We start from the raw sequence: 16,090 nt of genomic DNA, 5'->3' as shown, positions 1-16,090 counted from the left end.
AAAAATATGCCAAACGCGACACCCGCTGTTGGTAACGTAAGGGAAGGGGCCTCGGTTGAGCGCGGCTGGTGAGATAAAAGGGATGACTCCTCCAGATATTCGATCGCGAAAAGGCCAGACGCCACTTGTATGCTTGACGGCCTACACCACGCCGGTCGCGAGGCTGCTCGATCGCCACTGCGACATCGTTCTTGTCGGCGACAGCGTCGGCATGGTGCTGCACGGCCTGTCGTCGACGCTGGGGGTCACGCTCGACATGATGATCATGCACGGACAGGCCGTTCGCCGCGGCCTTGAACACGCGCTGATGGTCGTCGACCTGCCCTTCGGTTCCTACGAGGAAAGCCCAGAGCACGCTTTCGGCAACGCTGCGCGCGTGATGGGTGAGACCGGTTGTTCAGCGGTAAAGATCGAGGGCGGCGAGACCATCTCGGAAACCATCCGCTTCCTTACCGCGCGCGGCGTACCTGTCATGGCCCATGTGGGCCTGACGCCGCAGGCGGTAAACACGTTTGGAGGCTATCGTGTGCAGGGCCGGGGAGCCGATGCAGAGCGGATCAGGCGCGACGCCAGGGCGGTAACCGAAGCGGGCGCCTTCTCCTTGGTGCTGGAAAAGATACCGGAGCAGCTTGCACGGCAGATAACCGCCGATATCGACATACCCACAATCGGCATCGGTGCCTCGCCAGCTTGCGACGGCCAGATTCTGGTGAGCCACGATATGCTCGGGCTCTTCACCTCATTTCGGCCGAAGTTCGTCAAACGCTATGCCGAGCTCGGTGAGCAGGCTGAGGCGGCAATCGCCGCTTACGCCACCGATGTGCGGAACCGGCACTTTCCGGCGGTCGAACATCTCTATGTCAACGCCTTGAAGGCCGGTGACTTCACATGAGCGTGCCGATCGCTCGAACCGTGAGCGAGCTGCGCGGCGTCGTTGCGCAATGGCGTCGCTCGGGTGCCACGATCGGTATTGTGCCGACCATGGGAGCCTTGCACGACGGGCATCTGAGCCTCGTGCGGAAGGCGCTCGAAAGGGCCGAGCGGGTGATCGTGACGCTGTTCGTAAACCCCAAGCAGTTCAACAGCCCCGCCGACCTGATTGCCTACCCTCGGACGGAAAGCGACGATGCTGCCAAGCTCGCTCTGCTGGGCACGCATCTGCTCTATGTGCCGGACACAGAGGAAATGTACCAGGTGGGCTTCGCCACGGCCGTTTCAGTGTCCGGCATCAGCGAATGCCTTTGCGGCGCATTCCGGCCCGGCCATTTCAATGGCGTGGCGACGGTCGTGGCCAAGCTCTTCCTGCAGGCCGGCGCTGACTTCGCCTTTTTTGGCGAAAAGGATTTTCAGCAACTTCAGCTTGTCAGGCGCTTGGTCCGGGATCTCGACATTCCGATCACTATTGTGCCCTGTCCGACAGTCCGCGAAGCCGATGGTCTTGCGCTATCGTCGCGTAACGTGCGGCTCTCCCCAGCCCAACGCGCCATTGCCCCAAAACTAGCATCGGTCCTGCTCGATACGGCCGAGCGGCTTGCACGCGGCTCCCCCATCCTGCCTACGCTTGATGAAGCGCGTGCAGCAATTCTGGCTGCCGGCTATCGCGAGCTCGAATACCTGGAGCTGCGCGGAGAAACAGACCTGCAATCGTTAGCAAGCCTTGACCGACCGGCACGCTTGCTTGCTGCGGCTTGGCTTGGCGACACGCGGCTCATCGATAACGTCGCAATATCACCCATCGGTAGTTGGTCAGGTGGGCGGAGCTCTCTCCAATCGGAAGCAGCACAGCAATTGCGGTGATGACGGCGGCGCGTCGTATGCCCTGCAGGGACAGGCCATCATTTAGAACCACGTCTCCGTCGGCTTCCAGCAACCTCCGCGAGGTACGCTAAGCGCAGATGCATCGCGTATTTGAAACCTTGGTCGAGCAACTCTCTGCAAGCGTCGATGCCGTCGATCTCCATGAGGCAATGGCGTCCGCCGCAGCCGGGTTCGACTTTCCGCTCTTCGCTTATTTCACCTACCCATCCGCTTCCGGCGACAGGCCGCGATTGATCTCGAATTATCCATCATCATGGACATCACATTACCTGCAACAGCGCTACCACAGCGTGGATCCCGTGATCCTGCGGGGACTGCGGGGCTGGGATACCTTCGACTGGGGTGTGGACCGCGATCACCGTTATTTGCCGACCTCTCAGCAGGAAGTCCTGGAAAAAGCAGCTGAGTTCGGCATTCGCGGCGGACTGACCATGTCGATGCATGATCATCGCGGCCGGTTCGCCGCACTGACCTTCGCCTCCAACGAGGCGCATCCGCCATTTCTGAGGTCGCTGACGCGCTACGAAAAAGCAATGCAACTGGTTGCGATCAACGTTCATATCCATGCCCGGCGCAGGCTCGCCGAAGATTGCGTGGTAGATGGCATAACGCTCACCCGGCGGGAGTTCGAGTGCCTGAAATGGGCGGCGTGCGGCAAGTCGGCCTGGGATATCAGCCAGATTCTCGGTGTCTCGAAACGCACCGTGACCTTCCATCAGGAAAACGCCAAGGCGAAGCTTGGCGTGCGAACCATCAACCAGGCCGTAGTGCGGATGGCTGCTCGGGCGAGATCCTGATCCTCTCCAAGTCTAGCTGTAAAGGTCTACAGGCTGCATTCATGACGGCTTTGCCCTTCGATTGCGTGGACACATCCCGCACGGAGACGACAATGATGCAGCTGATAACACCCGACTGCTACGCCGAGTTTGCGAGCGAACTCAAGGAAATGCACGGACTTAGGTATCGGGTTTTCAAGAAGCGGCTCGATTGGGAAGTGCAGACCGAAGGCGAAATGGAAACGGACCCGTTTGACAGCCTGAACCCCGTCTACCTGCTTCTCAAGGGGTCCGATTGGCGAACTTGCGGCTGCGTCCGCCTTTTGCCGACCACCGGACCGACAATGTTGCGCGATACGTTTCCGACGCTGCTGGATGAGATGGTGGTCCCTGCGAGTGCCGATATCTGGGAGAGTAGTCGTTTCGCGCTCGATCTCCCTGCGACAGCGCCGAAGGCAGCTGGCGGCCTGGCCCAAGCAACCTACGAGCTCTTCGCGGGGATCATCGAATTCGGCTTGGCCAACAATCTCTCCGGGATCGTAACGGTGACAGATACGCGCATCGAAAGGATCCTTCGTCTCGCCACCTGGCCGTTGTCACGTATCGGACAGCCCAAGCAGGTCGGCAACACCGAGGCAGTCGCCGGCTTCCTCGATATTTCCTACGCCAGTCTCTTGCGCATCCGCTGGAGGGGACGCCTCAACGGGCCGGTGTTGTGGCAACCAGTTCTCATCCAATCGGCATAGCGCCTGCGGATGCTCAGCCGTGACTTGAGTTAAGTCTGCTCACGGCCGCCACCGCCGCCGTGAGGGTGAGCGGACCCGCCCCCACGAGCTTTCGACTGTTCCGGTCGATTGGCTCGCGCGGCCGGACTTTGGATTTCCGTAGGCGCAACCCGCAGTCCAGCGTGAGCACGCCAAAATGGCGCCCCTCCGCTTCGTCCAAAGAAGCCAACGTGGCTTCTGAGGTCGTCTTAGAATATTGGACCGGCCGCCGTGAGCGATCGCAACCTCAAACCTTTGCCGGTATGCCGGTTTGGCCGGACCGTCGGCCAGTCGGAGCAGTCCCCTGATAAGGACCCGAGCTGACGCGCGGTCCAACAGCGCCCGAGCCTATGCTTTGTGCATTACCGTTCGGTTGGCCATGTCGTCCAAGACCGCATGAAGAAGGCTTCCAACCTCCTGCGCAGCGAGCTCTGGCGCAATTCCTACATCGGACAATTGAATGAGCATTTTCTTGGCAGCACAGCGCCAGAACGCACTCGCCGCCTCGCCGTTCTTGGTCTCGAGGGCCTGGGCGATACTTTCGACCAATATACGTCGCCGATGCAGCGGAAATACGCAAATGTTTGATTCATGCATCAATCACCTCACAGATTCAGTTCCACAAAGAAAAACACCGGCGTCTTCAAAAGAGCCCCGCTAGCGCGGTGACGGTTCGCGGCGACATGACGAGTTCCACTTCCCCATCGACAAGCTATTGGGAGATGAGCCGCCGGACCGCATATCCGGGACCGCACATAAGGTGAACCACCATTGCTCATCCGGCTGCATTTTCCTGGGCCGTTCGACGAGGCGTTCCAGCCGAATTGACGTCCAATGACTTGATCTCTGAAAGGGCAGGGCGGTACGAATCACCCGATTGTTCCGCTGCTTACATTCCTGCGAGCTTGTGTATGAACGATTAAAGCGTGCCCGAGCCGTTCTTGGTGGCCGCCGCAGAAGGGAATCATGTCATCCGCTGCCTATCGTAGGCGGCGCGACTTCTAGCATGACTGCACTGCCCCGACAGGGCTTTGCAATCGCGCGTTTCGAAGCCTATGCTTTGGCATCGGCCGGCATTTACTTCGGTGCAGCCGACAGTAAGACGTACGCGCTCTTGCCCCGTTGGAAGAGAGCCTTGCCCGATCCCTCTTTCGCGACCAGGTGCTGAAGCCCTCACCCCGCAGGACTTCGCGCTTTTGCGACCATCGCTGCATCACGTCGAACCGGGCATCAAGGACCAGTTGGAGGTCGCGCATCAGCCGATCAAGAACGTATATTTTCCCGAGAGGGGCATCGCGTCGGTGGTCGCCACCATGACCGGCGGGCGGCAAGGTGAAGTCGGCATTGTCGGCTATGACGGGATGAAAGGAATTGCCGTCATTCTCGGAAAGGAAAGCACTACCTGGCGCCTGCCGGTTGAAAACCTTCGCCCTGCGATTAGCCCGTCGCTTCGCACCTCAGTGCTGGATTATGCCCACGCGTTCCTCGTCCAATCATGCCGGACGGCACTGGTCAATGGCCACTCCAAGATCGAAGAACGGCTGGCCCGCTGGCAGCTGATGGTCCACGACCGTGCGGAAGGAGATAAGATCCTCCCGACGCATGAATTTCTGGCGACCATGCTCGCGCCCACCGCCCGGGGTCACCACGGCCCTGCAAATGCTTGAGTATCGAGGACTGGTGCACGCCAAGCGCGGCGAGATCACGATCATCGACCGTGCCGGATTGATAAAGCTCACACATGGCGCTTATGACAAGGAGGAGCAGCGTTATTTCGGCCTGGCCGCTGCCTGAAGCATGTCGGTTGAAACGGGTTCAGCCGACGTCTCCTTGCCCCTCACCAGGTCGCCCAAAAGCATCAGCGGTTTTGAACGAATCGCAGCTATTGTCCGCAATCGGACATAGGCTTGAAGGCGGTCGAATTCGTGCCATAAGTCGGGTTGGTCAGGGTTCAGGGAGGAATTCGTCATGACCAATTCGTTTCACACCGTCACCGTCGAAAAAGCCGCAGAAGCCTATGTCCTTTCCAGGGGAAGGGTCCGCTTTCTCTCCATGGCGCAGGCGATCCGCGCCATCCGAACACTAATGCCGGCATGCAAGGCCACCGACCGCGAGTTGGAGGAACTGTTGGCGGCCGCTTCCTTCGTTCATGGCGTGCCCGTCGCCTTCGACACAAAAACAGCCGATGGTGTAGAACCACGGCTGCATTCCTAAGAGGGCATGCCGCGCCATGCAGACTGTCAGAGGGCATTCGTCAGATGGTAGTCCGCTAACTTAACTGCAGAGTCTAAAGGACGTGTTCCAGCATTGCGAACTCACCGATCGCTTTGTTGCCAAAGCTGCCAGCAAGCGATCGCCTCATCCAGCCGTTTGCACCATCTCATCACAGACATCATCGCGATGCTACCTGTCCAGCATATGTCCAGCATTTCGCAAGGCGGCCAGAAGGAGCCTCGCATAGCCTGTGACATCGATCTGGGCCTGCATCGAAAGGGGCATGCTGGTCCAGTTCTCCAACGGTGCAATGAAAGGTGAGAAGGTGCCATTGACTAGGCAACAACAGCTAACAAGGCCCTCTCGGTCCAATGCCACCACACCGATCTTGTCGCCTGGATATCCAATGGCTGCGACTCGCTGGACCTCCAGGTCACCGTCCACCCGCACGTCAAAAAGAAGGCTACCACGGCTCCTCGTGGCTATCTCAGCCGCCTTCTCATCAAAGCTTGAAGAGAGCAAGCGGACGCTTTCCACCGCCATCTGGAAAATCACCAAATCCAGTTCATTCACGGCCATATGGGCATTTCCGCGCAACGGGTGGTGATTGCAATGACACATACTGCTTGTTCACAGATGTCGGTCACGAACGATCATTCGTCGGGTTCCGGTTCCGACCAACGGTGTCGCCACCTGATCGTGCTGCGGTTCGAACCTTCCGAACGCGAGCCGAGCGCGCTATGAGGTTGGAGTCTAGGTCTCGGACCCTGCCTCGCGGCCTTCTCATCTTTGGCAGACCCGTTGCAACGCCGCCGCGATGGCGCAAACGCCAGATGACGCTGATCCATCGCTTGATCGTGAACTGAGCTTCTGAACACCATTGGGACAGCAGGGTGGAAGGGCTTGACCAACGCTGCCCCCGTTTTCCAAGAGGACCCGTCCTCGATTGAATCTTTCGAGCCCCGTGCGGCGCGCAGCCAAATGATGACGATCTGGACTCAGCTCGCAGACCGCAAGGCAAAGAGGGAACCTTCCAGGCAGCCAAGCTGCTCGACGCAAAGAGCGGCCTTTGGAGTTCCCAAGAATCGACCCTTCCATAGTTGCGACAGGCAACCACTGCACGAGTGTGGGAGAGCGAATCGCAAGCATTGCGTGAGGTCCTGCGCGTTTTCCCCTCTTTGCTATTTGGCACATCGTTTGCGCCGAAGTGGGCGCAGCGTTCGACCGGAGCACTGCATGGGAGAGGGAGGAGCCCCACCCCGATCCGGTCAAGGAGAGAGACGGTGTTGGTTCCAAGAGTTCCCCGCGCGATCGCAGCGCCCCGCAAGCGCCATTTTGCCCGGACCTACGTGCAGGTACTTGCCGCCATAATCCTGGGTGCCGCAATCGGCTATTTCCATTTGGAGACCGGCCACAGCCTGAAGCCGCTCGGCGATGCCTTCGTCGATGTCGTCAAGATAATCACCGTACCTGTCATCTTCCTGACAATGGCGACCGGCATTGCCGGCATGAGCGATCTGCAGAAGGTCGGCCGAGTTGCCGCCAAGGCGATGGTCTATTTTCTCACCTTTTCGACGCTCGCTTTTGTTGTCGGGCTGATTGTCGCGAATATCGTTCAGCCTGGCGCCGGCCTCAACATCGATCCGGCCTCGCTCGATGTCCAAGCCGTTAAGGGCTATGTGGCCACGGCTCACGAGCAGTCCGTGACCAGCTTCCTGATGAACATCATCCCGTCAACGATTGCCAATGCCTTCGCGGAAGGCGACATCCTGCAAGTCTTGTTCCTCTCGGTCCTGTTCGGCGCGGTCTGCCGCTACAACGGCCGCTCGCTCTTCTCTCTCGTCCGATACATCAAGGACGAGCTGCTGCTCGCAATGTCCTCCTCAGAGGCCGCGCTGGCCTCGCTCATGGAGAAGATGGAAAGGGCCGGCGCCACGCATTCGGTCGTGGGTCTCATTCCATTCAATCTGGACGGCACGAATATGATGCTCGCCGCCCTTTTCATCGCCCAAGCGACGAAAACTGATCTCCCGATCGGCTGCCGGATCCTCATGCTGTTTGTCGCATTGTTCCCTTCGAACGGAACAACCCGCATTACCGGTGCAGGCCTCGTCACAATGGCTGCAACGCTCTTTCTTGTTCCGGCCGCACCGGTCACCTCCGTGGGGCTTATTCTTGGCGTCGATCAGCTTATGTCCGAATGCCACGCGCTGACGGTTTTTCTCCGCAGCGTAGCGGCAACGCTGGCTGTCACCCGGTCCGGGGCGAGCGGGATAAACGACGATTCGGGGAGCGCCTCACTAGCGGACCGTTCAGCGCTCCGGCGGTGGACGGTCAAGTCGCCCGGCGTGGTGAACACAATTCCCCGTGCGAACGACGCTCAGCTATTGGGGTGGACCCGATGGCGCAAAGCCGTATTTGAGAAACCGCCAGATCGCACCGGCACCTGTGCGCCTGTAGCAACTGCGGGGCACGATCAAAACTGACCCATTTTACACCAAAAAGGCGGCCGTTGCTGCCACGCCGTCCATGGATTGGAGACTCATGTCTAAGCCGACTGCCATCACTGTCGCAGCTCTTCTTTTACTCCTCGCCTTGCTGGCGAGCCAATATAGCGCGAACCTGCACCGGCAGGCGTGGTCGACCGACAGGCAAAAGTGGAGCGGCGCATTCGACAACGATCTCCTTCGCCAATCGCCGGCAACCCGCAAGGCGATGCCGTTCTGGTCATATTCAATGACTACCACAACTGTCCGCATTGCAGACTGGCTGATATCAACTACCAAAAAGCCTTCAAGCATGAACCCAATCTGAAGCTTGTGATCAAACAGTTCCCGGTCCTGGGACCGGATTCCCAATTCCCAGCCTTCGCCGCACTCGCCTCGAGAAAACAGGGAAAGTTCGACGAATTCCACCGCGCCCTTATGATTTCCCCCAGTTGAAGGGTCACTCTCAAGATCGCAGCGCGTGTAGGCCTTGACGTTGAGCAGCTCAAGCGGGAATGCAAGATCCGGCCATCGCAGATGAAATGCGCGGTCCGCGCACTCGCGAAAGGTCTGCACTTAGACGGTACGCCCGCGTTGGTGGTCGGCGATATAGTGGTCGCCGACCTTGTGGACATGGCCAGCTTGCAACGCTTGCATCGCCGATGCGCGCTCAAAGCGTGCTGGCTCTCGTGCGGGGCAGCATCTGTAGACCGGCCACGCTGTTGTTGCCGGAGCGTGCCGTTTGTGGCAGCTGGCTTTGCTGTCGCTCCTCGTAATCTTGTTGCGGTCATCCAGCTGCCGTGGGCGCCAACAACAATCCTGAGCGCCCGCGCCTGAAGTCGCTGGCCGGGTGCTCGTGAACCGAGCCCGCTTTTCTTCGGCAAGCTCAGGCGGTCTTGGCCCTGCGGCATCGCCCCCTGGCGCGGGGCAGCCTTCGGCTGCTGACGGTCGCCGGCCTGTCGGCCGGCGTCTTTCTATTGTGGCCTTCCCCCTGGCGCAGGGTGGGCAGCACTCCCTTCTAGGCCCGCCGCGGCGTCCCGCAACCCTTCGCTTGTCGCTTTCGGGTCCTCCACTCCGTTCCGGTCCTGCTGATGCAGTCCGCCTCCGACGGCGGGCCTTTCCGGTCGCTTTTGCCGCCCACCCCGCTTCCGGGGAGGGCGCGCGATTGTAGAGCGGAGGACATCACGATGCGTGCAAACAACAAACGTTGCGGCAGCCGACAGGCTGGCGCAGACAGTGGCGGGCGCACCGGCGCCAGCCTTTATCAGGAAATCACCGACCGCATCATTGCCGAACTGGAGCGCGGCACCGTGCCATGGGTCAAGCCGTGGGGCAGGGCAAGGACAGGCCTCGGCCTGCCGCGGAATGCGGCCACCCAGCGCCGATATTCCGGCATCAATATCCTGATCCTGTGGGGCGCGGTCATCGAGCGCGGTTTCCCCAGCCAGAACTGGCTCACCTTCCGGCAGGCGCTTTCGCTTGGCGGCAATGTCAGGAAGGGCGAGCACGGCACCACCATCGTTCACGCTGACCGCTTTGTTCCCAAGAACGAAAAGCAACGCGCCGACACCGATGGCGACGAACCGCAGGCGGTGCCCTTCCTGAAGCGCTTCACCGTCTTCAATGTCGCGCAGTGCGATAATCTGCCCGAACATCTTTACGCCGCCGGCGAGCCTCTGCCTGAGCGCGAGATGGTCCCGCAGGCCGAGGCGCTCATTCATGCAACCGGCGCTGATTTTCGCATCGGCGGCGAGCGCGCCTTCTACATGCCCGGCAGCGACACCATACAGGTGCCGCCGCAGCCGGCTTTCTTCCACCAGATCGACTATTACCGGACCTGCTTTCACGAGCTTGGCCACTGGACCGGCCACCCGAGGCGACTCGCGCGCGACCTGTCCGGCTCCTTCGGGTCCAACACCTATGCGCGCGAGGAACTGGTCGCCGAAATCGCATCAGCCTTCATCTGCAGCAGTCTCGGCATCGAGCCGAGCGTGCGCCATGCCGACTACATCGGCTCATGGCTGACGGTTTTGCGCGAGGACAACCGCGCCATCTTCCGCGCCGCAAGCCATGCCTCGAAAGCCGCCGATTTCCTGCTTGGCCGCAATGTCGATGTCGAAGGCGAGGCACATGCCGAAACCGCCTATGGGAGCGCGCAATCCTCACACGCGACCGCCTTGCGCCTCTGATGACGCAAAGCCGCGCGCAACCAACTCGACAGTTCTTTTGAGGTTGCCCTAACGCCGATGGCCGGCGTTGGCGTCGATCGTTCATCGGACCGAGGTTCGCAAAAAAAGAGGGCGGCATTGATGCCGCCCTCTCGTTGCGAAAGCTGCCAGAGCTGGATTAGAAATCCATGCCGCCCATGCCGCCCATGCCGCCGCCGCCCATGCCGCCAGGCATGCCGCCGCCAGCCGACTCCTTCTTCGGAGCCTCCGCGATCATGGCTTCGGTGGTGACCAGCAGGCCGGCGACCGAGGCCGCGTCCTGAAGAGCCGTACGGACAACCTTGACCGGATCGACGATACCCATGGCGATCATGTCGCCATACTCGCCGGTCTGGGCGTTGTAGCCGAAGGTCGCGCCCTTGTTCTCAAGGATCTTGCCGGCAACGATCGATGCTTCCGCACCGGCGTTGGCCGCGATCTGGCGGGCCGGAGCCTGCAGCGCACGACGCACGATGTTGATGCCGGCGGCCTGGTCGGCATTGACGCCGGTGGCCTTGATGTTGGCCGAAGCGCGCAGCAGCGCGACGCCACCACCAGCAACGATGCCTTCTTCGACGGCCGCGCGGGTCGCGTTGAGGGCGTCATCGACGCGGTCCTTCTTTTCCTTGACTTCGACTTCCGTCGCACCGCCGACGCGGATCACCGCAACGCCGCCGGCGAGCTTCGCCAGACGTTCCTGCAGCTTCTCCTTGTCGTAGTCCGAAGTGGTCTCTTCGATCTGCTGCTTGATCTGGGCAACGCGGCCCTGGATCTCGGCCTTCTTGCCGGCGCCGTCGACGATGGTGGTGTTCTCCTTGGAGATCGACACCTTCTTGGCGCGGCCGAGCATGTTGAGGCCGACGTTCTCGAGCTTGATGCCGAGGTCTTCCGAGATGACCTGGCCACCGGTGAGGATGGCGATGTCTTCCAGCATGGCCTTGCGGCGATCACCGAAGCCCGGCGCCTTGACGGCGGCGATCTTCAGGCCGCCACGCAGCTTGTTGACGACCAGCGTGGCCAGAGCCTCGCCTTCGACGTCTTCCGAGATGATGAGCAGCGGCTTCGAGGTCTGCACGACGGCTTCGAGAACCGGCAGCATGGCCTGGAGGTTGGACAGCTTCTTCTCGTGCAGGAGGATGTAGACGTCCTCGAGCTCGGCAACCATCTTGTCGGCGTTGGTGACGAAGTAGGGCGAGAGGTAGCCGCGGTCGAACTGCATGCCTTCGACGACTTCGAGTTCGGTCTCGGCGGTCTTGGCTTCCTCAACCGTGATGACGCCTTCGTTGCCGACCTTCTGCATCGCTTCGGCGATCATCTTGCCGACCGAAGCATCGCCGTTGCCGGCGATGGTGCCGACCTGGGCAACCTCTTCGGAGGTCTTGATCTTCTTGGCGTTCTTGATCAGGGTCGCAACGACGTCGGTTACCGCGAGGTCGATGCCGCGCTTCAGGTCCATCGGGTTCATGCCGGCGGCAACGGCCTTGTGGCCTTCCTGGACGATCGACTGCGCCAGAACGGTCGCGGTCGTGGTGCCGTCGCCAGCGATGTCGTTGGTCTTCGAAGCAACTTCGCGGACCATCTGCGCGCCCATGTTTTCGAACTTGTCCTCAAGCTCGATTTCCTTGGCGACGGTGACGCCGTCCTTGGTGATGCGCGGGGCGCCGAACGACTTGTCGATGACCACGTTGCGGCCCTTGGGGCCGAGCGTGACCTTCACCGCGTCAGCGAGGATGTTGACACCGCGCAGCATGCGCTCGCGGGCATCGCGGGAGAATTTTACGTCTTTGGCAGCCATTTTTAGCTCCTGGCAGGGGCTTCAATCGAGCCCGGGAATTCAGTTGACGAAAGGGCCTGATATGAGCCGATGATGCCCATGATGTCGGATTCCTTCATGATCAGAAGGTCTTCGCCATTGAGCTTGACTTCCGTGCCCGACCACTTGCTGAACAGGATGCGGTCGCCGGCCTTGACGTCCAGCGGGACCAGCTTGCCAGCTTCGTCACGAGCGCCGAAGCCGACAGCGATGATCTCGCCTTCCTGCGGCTTTTCCTTTGCCGTGTCGGGGATGATGATCCCGCCAGCGGTCTTGGATTCGGATTCGACCCGGCGAACGACCACGCGGTCATGCAGCGGGCGGAACTTCGACTTTGCCATTTTCGGATTTTTCCCTGGTGCGCTGTTGAGGGGTTTTTGTTAGCACTCGCGATGGACGAGTGCTAACGCGATAGTGAGGTAGGCTGTAAGCGGGCACTCGTCAAGACGGACGAGGGCAGGCGAGGAGCTCTGGCCCCCTCCCCGGTGGAACCCAACGCATACGCGGCATCCGCGTTGATGGCTGCGAGCCCCACATTTCCATTGAATTCGGCGTCATGACGCCAACTTGCTCGCGCCGCTTCCAAGTCGTCAGTCGTGCTGCCGTCAGCACGAACATAGGGCTGCGCTTCACTTCCCGTCGAAGCCGCGGCAAGCAGCGTCGCCGTCAGCACGCTCCTTTGCAGATGCTTGCCAAAGGTGGACAGTGAGCGCACCTGCGCCGGGCTGTTGGTGCGAACGTAAGACGTCATTGACAACTCCTTTTTGCAAGTCGAGCCCCTTCTCCACCTTCGGCCGCCGTCGACGCGAAGAAGTCCGCATCGCGTTGAAGACGAGCTGCGAAAAAGAGAAAGATGTGTTTGATGGCTGCGGCCCCAACGGTGCCTTCAGATTTGAGATCACTTCCGCCGCGAGCGGCTGAAGCTCCTCGCAACGTCAAATCGAATCTGCTGCCAAGCCTCCAGGAAAGGAGAGCATTGCTCATCTCGCGCTTGTGCATGCAGTCAACCTTCGATCCGTGTTGCCACATCAAGAGCAAATGCCGTGCCAAAGCTCACTGGGAAGTGAACGCATGGCTCTCCCTGAAAACCTCACAAATCCAGCATGGTCAATTGTGCGGAACCCGACATGCGTCTTCTGCCACTGTCAGCTTTCGGACAGGCATGACGCGTTTCGCGCCGACCACCGGTCGATCGGTTTTGGGGCCGGTCTGTTCGCCTCATAAGAGCGCGTTACATTGCGTAGCGGTTTCCCGAGCGCCGCCACATGACACTGGACCTGCAGGTAGCACCGGCTTCTCATCCAGCCTTACTTTGGCCCCCTCGCGTATCAAATTCCCGCTGGCGAGCCCTGCTTTCATAGATCGCACCATGCCGGATGTCTGCTCTGGCGCCCGACCCGCTGGCACGATCTCGATCCGGCATAAGGGCGCAGCATCTTTGCAGGCCGTTTCATCCCGGCGTCCTGCTTGGCTGACAGACCGCACTTGGCGAGCGGTCTCCATGCTCTCTCCAAGGACCATCCCTGCGGCTGGCTTGTCGACCTATGGGCGGGTCCGGCCGCCCGAAACCCTCGCGCCATCAGCTTTTTTCCCCGCCGCCTGCGGCGGCTTCCTCGCGCCGCTTCGCTCACAAAAAAGCTGCCCGCTCGGGTCCTTCACTGTCGCTGCGGCCCTGTCGGATTCAGGCGGTCCTGACGCGCCCATTACGGTGCGCCATCGCAGGGGATGGTCCCCGGCGAAACCACAAAAGGAGACTTCGAAATGACCGCGATCGGTTACGTCAACAAGCAGGAAAACGGCGCCTACAAGGGCCAGTTCAAGACGCTCAGCGTCCGCGCCGACATCGATATCGTCCCCAACCAGGCCAAGAGCGCCGATAACCATCCCGACTTCCGGGTGCTTACGCAAGGGGTCGAAGTCGGCGCTGGCTGGATCCGCACCGGCGAGACTTCCGGCAAGGATTATGTGAGCCTGTCGATTGCAGCGCCGGAGTTCGGACCGCGCAAGCTCTACGCCAATCTCGGCCGAGCCGCCGGCCAGGACGATCACGACACCTACGCCATCATCTGGAACCCGGCCGACTGACCGGCCGAGATAAGAGCCTCGCGCCGCAGCCCCGGCGCGGGGCTCATTCCCAGGAGTTCCACCCAAACCCCGTCCGCCCTAAAGGGCGGCGAAAACTCTCCCCCGACTCTTCGCCCGTCCCCGAGACGATCTCCCTCGCCCATCCTCGCCCTCGCTTGTCCGAAGCGAAACGAGGATCATCATGGACGACGAAAACGAACGCGCGGCCCGCGCGAAAAAGGGCAGCCCGTTTCTCAGCACAGCCCAAGCCGCCTTCTATATCGGGCTCTCCCAGCGCACGCTCGAAAAGATGCGGCTCAAGGGCGGCGGCCCGAAATTCCGCAAGCACGGCCGCTATGTCCGCTATCACATCGACGAACTCGACCATTGGTCGAAAGGACACCCGCAGCACTCCATCGCCGGCGATGGCAAGGCCGGTTCCGGCCAGGGCGGCACGGGAGGCCGTTCATGAGGCGGCGCCCTTCCATCCATCTGATCGGCAGCCGCCTGAGGCGTGTTCGAGCCCGTAAGACGGTCGCCTTGGCCGCGGCCGGTCTCGGTCTTTTGGGCTTCACGGCGCTGGGAAAGCCCGCCCCTTGGCTGGTCTGGAACGCCTCGGCCAGCGCGCCGATCGGCCTTTACCGCATCGCTGCGGGAGCGCTGGCGCGTGGCGATCTCGTGCTCGTGCGCCCGCCTGAATACGCGGCGTATCTCGCCGCCGAGCGCAGCTATCTGCCTCGCAATGTGCCGCTGGCAAAACGTCTTGCAGCGCTGCCGGACGATAATGTCTGCGCCTTCAATGACGCCATCATCATCGGCGGCGACATCGTCGCGCGCCGGCTCAAAATCGACGCCGAAGGCCGACCTTTGCCATGGTGGAACGGCTGCCGAGCGCTCGGGGATAACGAGGTTTTCCTGCTCGGCAGCGACAAAAACCGCTCCTTCGACAGCCGCTATTTCGGGCCTGTTCCCACTCAAAATGTCATCGGGAGGCTCGTACCACTATGGACCGAGTGACCCTCCTCTTGTTGGGCATGATCGCCATTGCGCCATGCGCCTGTTCCGCCTCGACCGGCGCTGAGCCGGTCGCCATCTCCCAAAGTCCGCAGCTGCGAAAGTGGCAGACGTTGGTATCGGAAGCAAGCCGGCGCTTCCATATTCCCCAAGCCTGGATCTATGCCGTCATGGCTGCCGAAAGCGGCGGCAAGACAATGCGCGGCGGCCGCCCCATCACCTCCCCCGCTGGCGCCATGGGCCTCATGCAGGTGATGCCCGGCACCTATGAAGAGATGCGGGTCGAACACGGCCTTGGGCCTAACCCCCACGATCCGCGCGACAATATCCTGGCCGGCACGGCCTATCTCAGTGCCATGTATGACCGCTTCGGATTTCCTGGCCTGTTTGGCGCCTACAATGCCGGTCCCGAGCGCTACGACGAGCATTTGAAGCGTGGCAAACCGCTGCCAGAAGAGACCGTCGAGTACCTCGACCAACTCAAGGCGGCCGGAGTTTCGGCGGCCGACATCGAGGCGTTCGAAAGCCAATCTGTCGCTCCAAAGGCGCAAATCGCTCCTCTCGGACGGTCGCTGTTCTTCATTCATGACGGTGTTCACTCAGGCGTGCGAAACGGCGATCTCTTCGTGCCGCTCGGCAAGGACGGCGCGCAGCCGAAGGAGCCGGTGCGTTAGCCATGGCGGACGGGGGCGCGTCTGGCGGGGCTGGGCGCGGAAGGCAAGATAAAGGTACCGCCTCCAGGAGGCGGTTAAATCTTTGTCTGCACATCGTTTTTCCGGGAGGCTGCCGCCGGTGCCAAGAGGGTTTGACGTGTAAGTGTCTGATTTTGCTTGATATGTCTGGGAGGCTCGCATTAAGGATGACGAGTTCAGGCCGAAGCTCGGCAAAATCGGGTCGCGCGGCTCGAAGGCCGGCAAACGCTATGCCGGCCAGG

18 protein-coding genes and 1 pseudogene are annotated in these 16,090 nt (G+C 61.0%); 13 read left to right on the top strand and 6 right to left on the bottom strand.

All coding sequences use genetic code 11. From position 1 onward, the window contains the following. The first annotated feature begins 55 nt into the window (after positions 1-55). The 4 genes from panB (at position 56) to EN850_RS31120 (ending at position 3,340) form a co-directional block, all read left to right on the top strand. The gene (panB, locus tag EN850_RS31135; protein WP_126063927.1) at positions 56-892 is read left to right on the top strand and encodes a 3-methyl-2-oxobutanoate hydroxymethyltransferase; all 837 of its coding nucleotides are present in this window, start codon (positions 56-58) and stop codon (positions 890-892) included. Then, positions 889-1,797 carry a pantoate--beta-alanine ligase gene (gene panC / locus EN850_RS31130; RefSeq protein ID WP_024505565.1) on the top strand — a complete coding sequence of 303 codons (909 nt, stop codon included), beginning with the start codon at positions 889-891 and terminating at the stop codon, positions 1,795-1,797. Before panB ends, panC begins: the two co-directional genes overlap by 4 nt. Before the next feature lie 98 nt (positions 1,798-1,895). Continuing rightward, positions 1,896-2,615, top strand: a complete 720-nt coding sequence (locus tag EN850_RS31125; RefSeq protein ID WP_126057768.1) for a LuxR family transcriptional regulator — start codon at positions 1,896-1,898, stop codon at positions 2,613-2,615. A gap of 92 nt (positions 2,616-2,707) precedes the next feature. Continuing rightward, a complete protein-coding gene (locus tag EN850_RS31120) occupies positions 2,708-3,340 on the top strand; it encodes an acyl-homoserine-lactone synthase (protein WP_126057769.1) in 633 nt (210 codons plus the stop codon). Positions 3,341-3,706: 366 nt separating this feature from the next. Here EN850_RS31120 and EN850_RS37420 read toward each other — a convergent pair whose 3' ends face one another. Further along, positions 3,707-3,955 carry a DUF6074 family protein gene (locus EN850_RS37420; RefSeq protein ID WP_063169245.1) on the bottom strand — a complete coding sequence of 83 codons (249 nt, stop codon included), beginning with the start codon at positions 3,953-3,955 and terminating at the stop codon, positions 3,707-3,709. Positions 3,956-4,554: 599 nt separating this feature from the next. On the opposite strand from EN850_RS37420, the gene EN850_RS31110 reads away from it, so the two are divergent. From EN850_RS31110 to EN850_RS31105, 3 genes are all read left to right on the top strand, one after another. Next, complete coding sequence (locus tag EN850_RS31110; RefSeq protein WP_245454734.1) at positions 4,555-5,025, top strand: hypothetical protein; 471 nt, start codon at positions 4,555-4,557, stop codon at positions 5,023-5,025. Continuing rightward, on the top strand, positions 5,018-5,152 hold the full coding sequence (locus tag EN850_RS37790; protein WP_256754986.1) for a hypothetical protein: 135 nt from the start codon (positions 5,018-5,020) through the stop codon (positions 5,150-5,152). The genes EN850_RS31110 and EN850_RS37790 overlap by 8 nt, the downstream gene beginning before the upstream one ends. A gap of 174 nt (positions 5,153-5,326) precedes the next feature. Then, complete coding sequence (locus tag EN850_RS31105; RefSeq protein ID WP_063169243.1) at positions 5,327-5,572, top strand: hypothetical protein; 246 nt, start codon at positions 5,327-5,329, stop codon at positions 5,570-5,572. Between the two features lie 189 nt (positions 5,573-5,761). On the opposite strand, the gene EN850_RS31100 is transcribed toward EN850_RS31105, so the two are convergent. After that, the gene (locus EN850_RS31100) at positions 5,762-6,151 is read right to left on the bottom strand and encodes a hypothetical protein (protein ID WP_024505560.1); all 390 of its coding nucleotides are present in this window, start codon (positions 6,149-6,151) and stop codon (positions 5,762-5,764) included. A gap of 707 nt (positions 6,152-6,858) precedes the next feature. On the opposite strand from EN850_RS31100, the gene EN850_RS31095 reads away from it, so the two are divergent. Continuing rightward, entirely contained in the window at positions 6,859-8,058 is a 1,200-nt protein-coding gene (locus tag EN850_RS31095; protein ID WP_306462679.1) for a cation:dicarboxylase symporter family transporter, read from the top strand. A 6-nt stretch (positions 8,059-8,064) separates the two neighbouring features. On the opposite strand, the gene EN850_RS37415 is transcribed toward EN850_RS31095, so the two are convergent. Then, positions 8,065-8,634, bottom strand: coding sequence for a hypothetical protein (locus tag EN850_RS37415; RefSeq protein WP_245454735.1), 570 nt, complete (start codon positions 8,632-8,634; stop codon positions 8,065-8,067). A gap of 611 nt (positions 8,635-9,245) precedes the next feature. Here EN850_RS37415 and EN850_RS31085 point away from each other — a divergent pair. Beyond that, the gene (locus EN850_RS31085; RefSeq protein WP_127309909.1) at positions 9,246-10,247 is read left to right on the top strand and encodes a zincin-like metallopeptidase domain-containing protein; all 1,002 of its coding nucleotides are present in this window, start codon (positions 9,246-9,248) and stop codon (positions 10,245-10,247) included. A 157-nt stretch (positions 10,248-10,404) separates the two neighbouring features. Here the strand turns inward: EN850_RS31085 and groL are convergent, their stop codons facing one another. From groL to EN850_RS31070, 3 genes and pseudogenes are all read right to left on the bottom strand, one after another. After that, a complete protein-coding gene (gene groL, locus EN850_RS31080; protein ID WP_126057772.1) occupies positions 10,405-12,060 on the bottom strand; it encodes a chaperonin GroEL in 1,656 nt (551 codons plus the stop codon). Between the two features lie 65 nt (positions 12,061-12,125). Next, a pseudogene (groES, locus tag EN850_RS31075) lies at positions 12,126-12,419 on the bottom strand (co-chaperone GroES); the annotation flags it as partial. 62 nt (positions 12,420-12,481) lie between these two features. Beyond that, complete coding sequence (locus tag EN850_RS31070) at positions 12,482-12,829, bottom strand: hypothetical protein (RefSeq protein WP_063169239.1); 348 nt, start codon at positions 12,827-12,829, stop codon at positions 12,482-12,484. 1,010 nt (positions 12,830-13,839) lie between these two features. Between EN850_RS31070 and EN850_RS31065 the strand changes: the two genes are divergently transcribed. From EN850_RS31065 to EN850_RS31050, 4 genes are all read left to right on the top strand, one after another. Next, positions 13,840-14,163 carry a DUF736 domain-containing protein gene (locus EN850_RS31065; RefSeq protein ID WP_024505644.1) on the top strand — a complete coding sequence of 108 codons (324 nt, stop codon included), beginning with the start codon at positions 13,840-13,842 and terminating at the stop codon, positions 14,161-14,163. Between the two features lie 181 nt (positions 14,164-14,344). Beyond that, a complete protein-coding gene (locus EN850_RS31060; RefSeq protein ID WP_024505645.1) occupies positions 14,345-14,614 on the top strand; it encodes a helix-turn-helix domain-containing protein in 270 nt (89 codons plus the stop codon). Continuing rightward, entirely contained in the window at positions 14,611-15,159 is a 549-nt protein-coding gene (locus EN850_RS31055; RefSeq protein WP_024505646.1) for a S26 family signal peptidase, read from the top strand. Before EN850_RS31060 ends, EN850_RS31055 begins: the two co-directional genes overlap by 4 nt. Then, on the top strand, positions 15,147-15,830 hold the full coding sequence (locus EN850_RS31050; protein WP_024505647.1) for a lytic transglycosylase domain-containing protein: 684 nt from the start codon (positions 15,147-15,149) through the stop codon (positions 15,828-15,830). The genes EN850_RS31055 and EN850_RS31050 overlap by 13 nt, the downstream gene beginning before the upstream one ends. Positions 15,831-16,090: the final 260 nt, after the last annotated feature.

The sequence above is a fragment of the Mesorhizobium sp. M8A.F.Ca.ET.207.01.1.1 genome (assembly GCF_004794715.1).
In the GTDB taxonomy this organism is placed as follows: Bacteria; Pseudomonadota; Alphaproteobacteria; order Rhizobiales; family Rhizobiaceae; genus Mesorhizobium.
This window is presented reverse-complemented; position numbering and strand designations above follow the sequence as displayed.

Bases quoted from the DNA above. Each gene is read 5' to 3' on its own strand.
- panC (WP_024505565.1), top strand. From the start codon at position 889: ATGAGCGTGCCGATCGCTCGAACCGTGAGCGAGCTGCGCGGCGTCGTT.
- EN850_RS31125 (WP_126057768.1), top strand. From the start codon at position 1,896: ATGCATCGCGTATTTGAAACCTTGGTCGAGCAACTCTCTGCAAGCGTC.
- EN850_RS31120 (WP_126057769.1), top strand. From the start codon at position 2,708: ATGATGCAGCTGATAACACCCGACTGCTACGCCGAGTTTGCGAGCGAA.
- EN850_RS37420 (WP_063169245.1), bottom strand. From the start codon at position 3,955: ATGCATGAATCAAACATTTGCGTATTTCCGCTGCATCGGCGACGTATA.
- EN850_RS37790 (WP_256754986.1), top strand. From the start codon at position 5,018: ATGCTTGAGTATCGAGGACTGGTGCACGCCAAGCGCGGCGAGATCACG.
- EN850_RS31105 (WP_063169243.1), top strand. From the start codon at position 5,327: ATGACCAATTCGTTTCACACCGTCACCGTCGAAAAAGCCGCAGAAGCC.
- EN850_RS31100 (WP_024505560.1), bottom strand. From the start codon at position 6,151: ATGGCCGTGAATGAACTGGATTTGGTGATTTTCCAGATGGCGGTGGAA.
- EN850_RS31085 (WP_127309909.1), top strand. From the start codon at position 9,246: ATGCGTGCAAACAACAAACGTTGCGGCAGCCGACAGGCTGGCGCAGAC.
- groL (WP_126057772.1), bottom strand. From the start codon at position 12,060: ATGGCTGCCAAAGACGTAAAATTCTCCCGCGATGCCCGCGAGCGCATG.
- EN850_RS31070 (WP_063169239.1), bottom strand. From the start codon at position 12,829: ATGACGTCTTACGTTCGCACCAACAGCCCGGCGCAGGTGCGCTCACTG.
- EN850_RS31065 (WP_024505644.1), top strand. From the start codon at position 13,840: ATGACCGCGATCGGTTACGTCAACAAGCAGGAAAACGGCGCCTACAAG.
- EN850_RS31060 (WP_024505645.1), top strand. From the start codon at position 14,345: ATGGACGACGAAAACGAACGCGCGGCCCGCGCGAAAAAGGGCAGCCCG.
- EN850_RS31055 (WP_024505646.1), top strand. From the start codon at position 14,611: ATGAGGCGGCGCCCTTCCATCCATCTGATCGGCAGCCGCCTGAGGCGT.
- EN850_RS31050 (WP_024505647.1), top strand. From the start codon at position 15,147: ATGGACCGAGTGACCCTCCTCTTGTTGGGCATGATCGCCATTGCGCCA.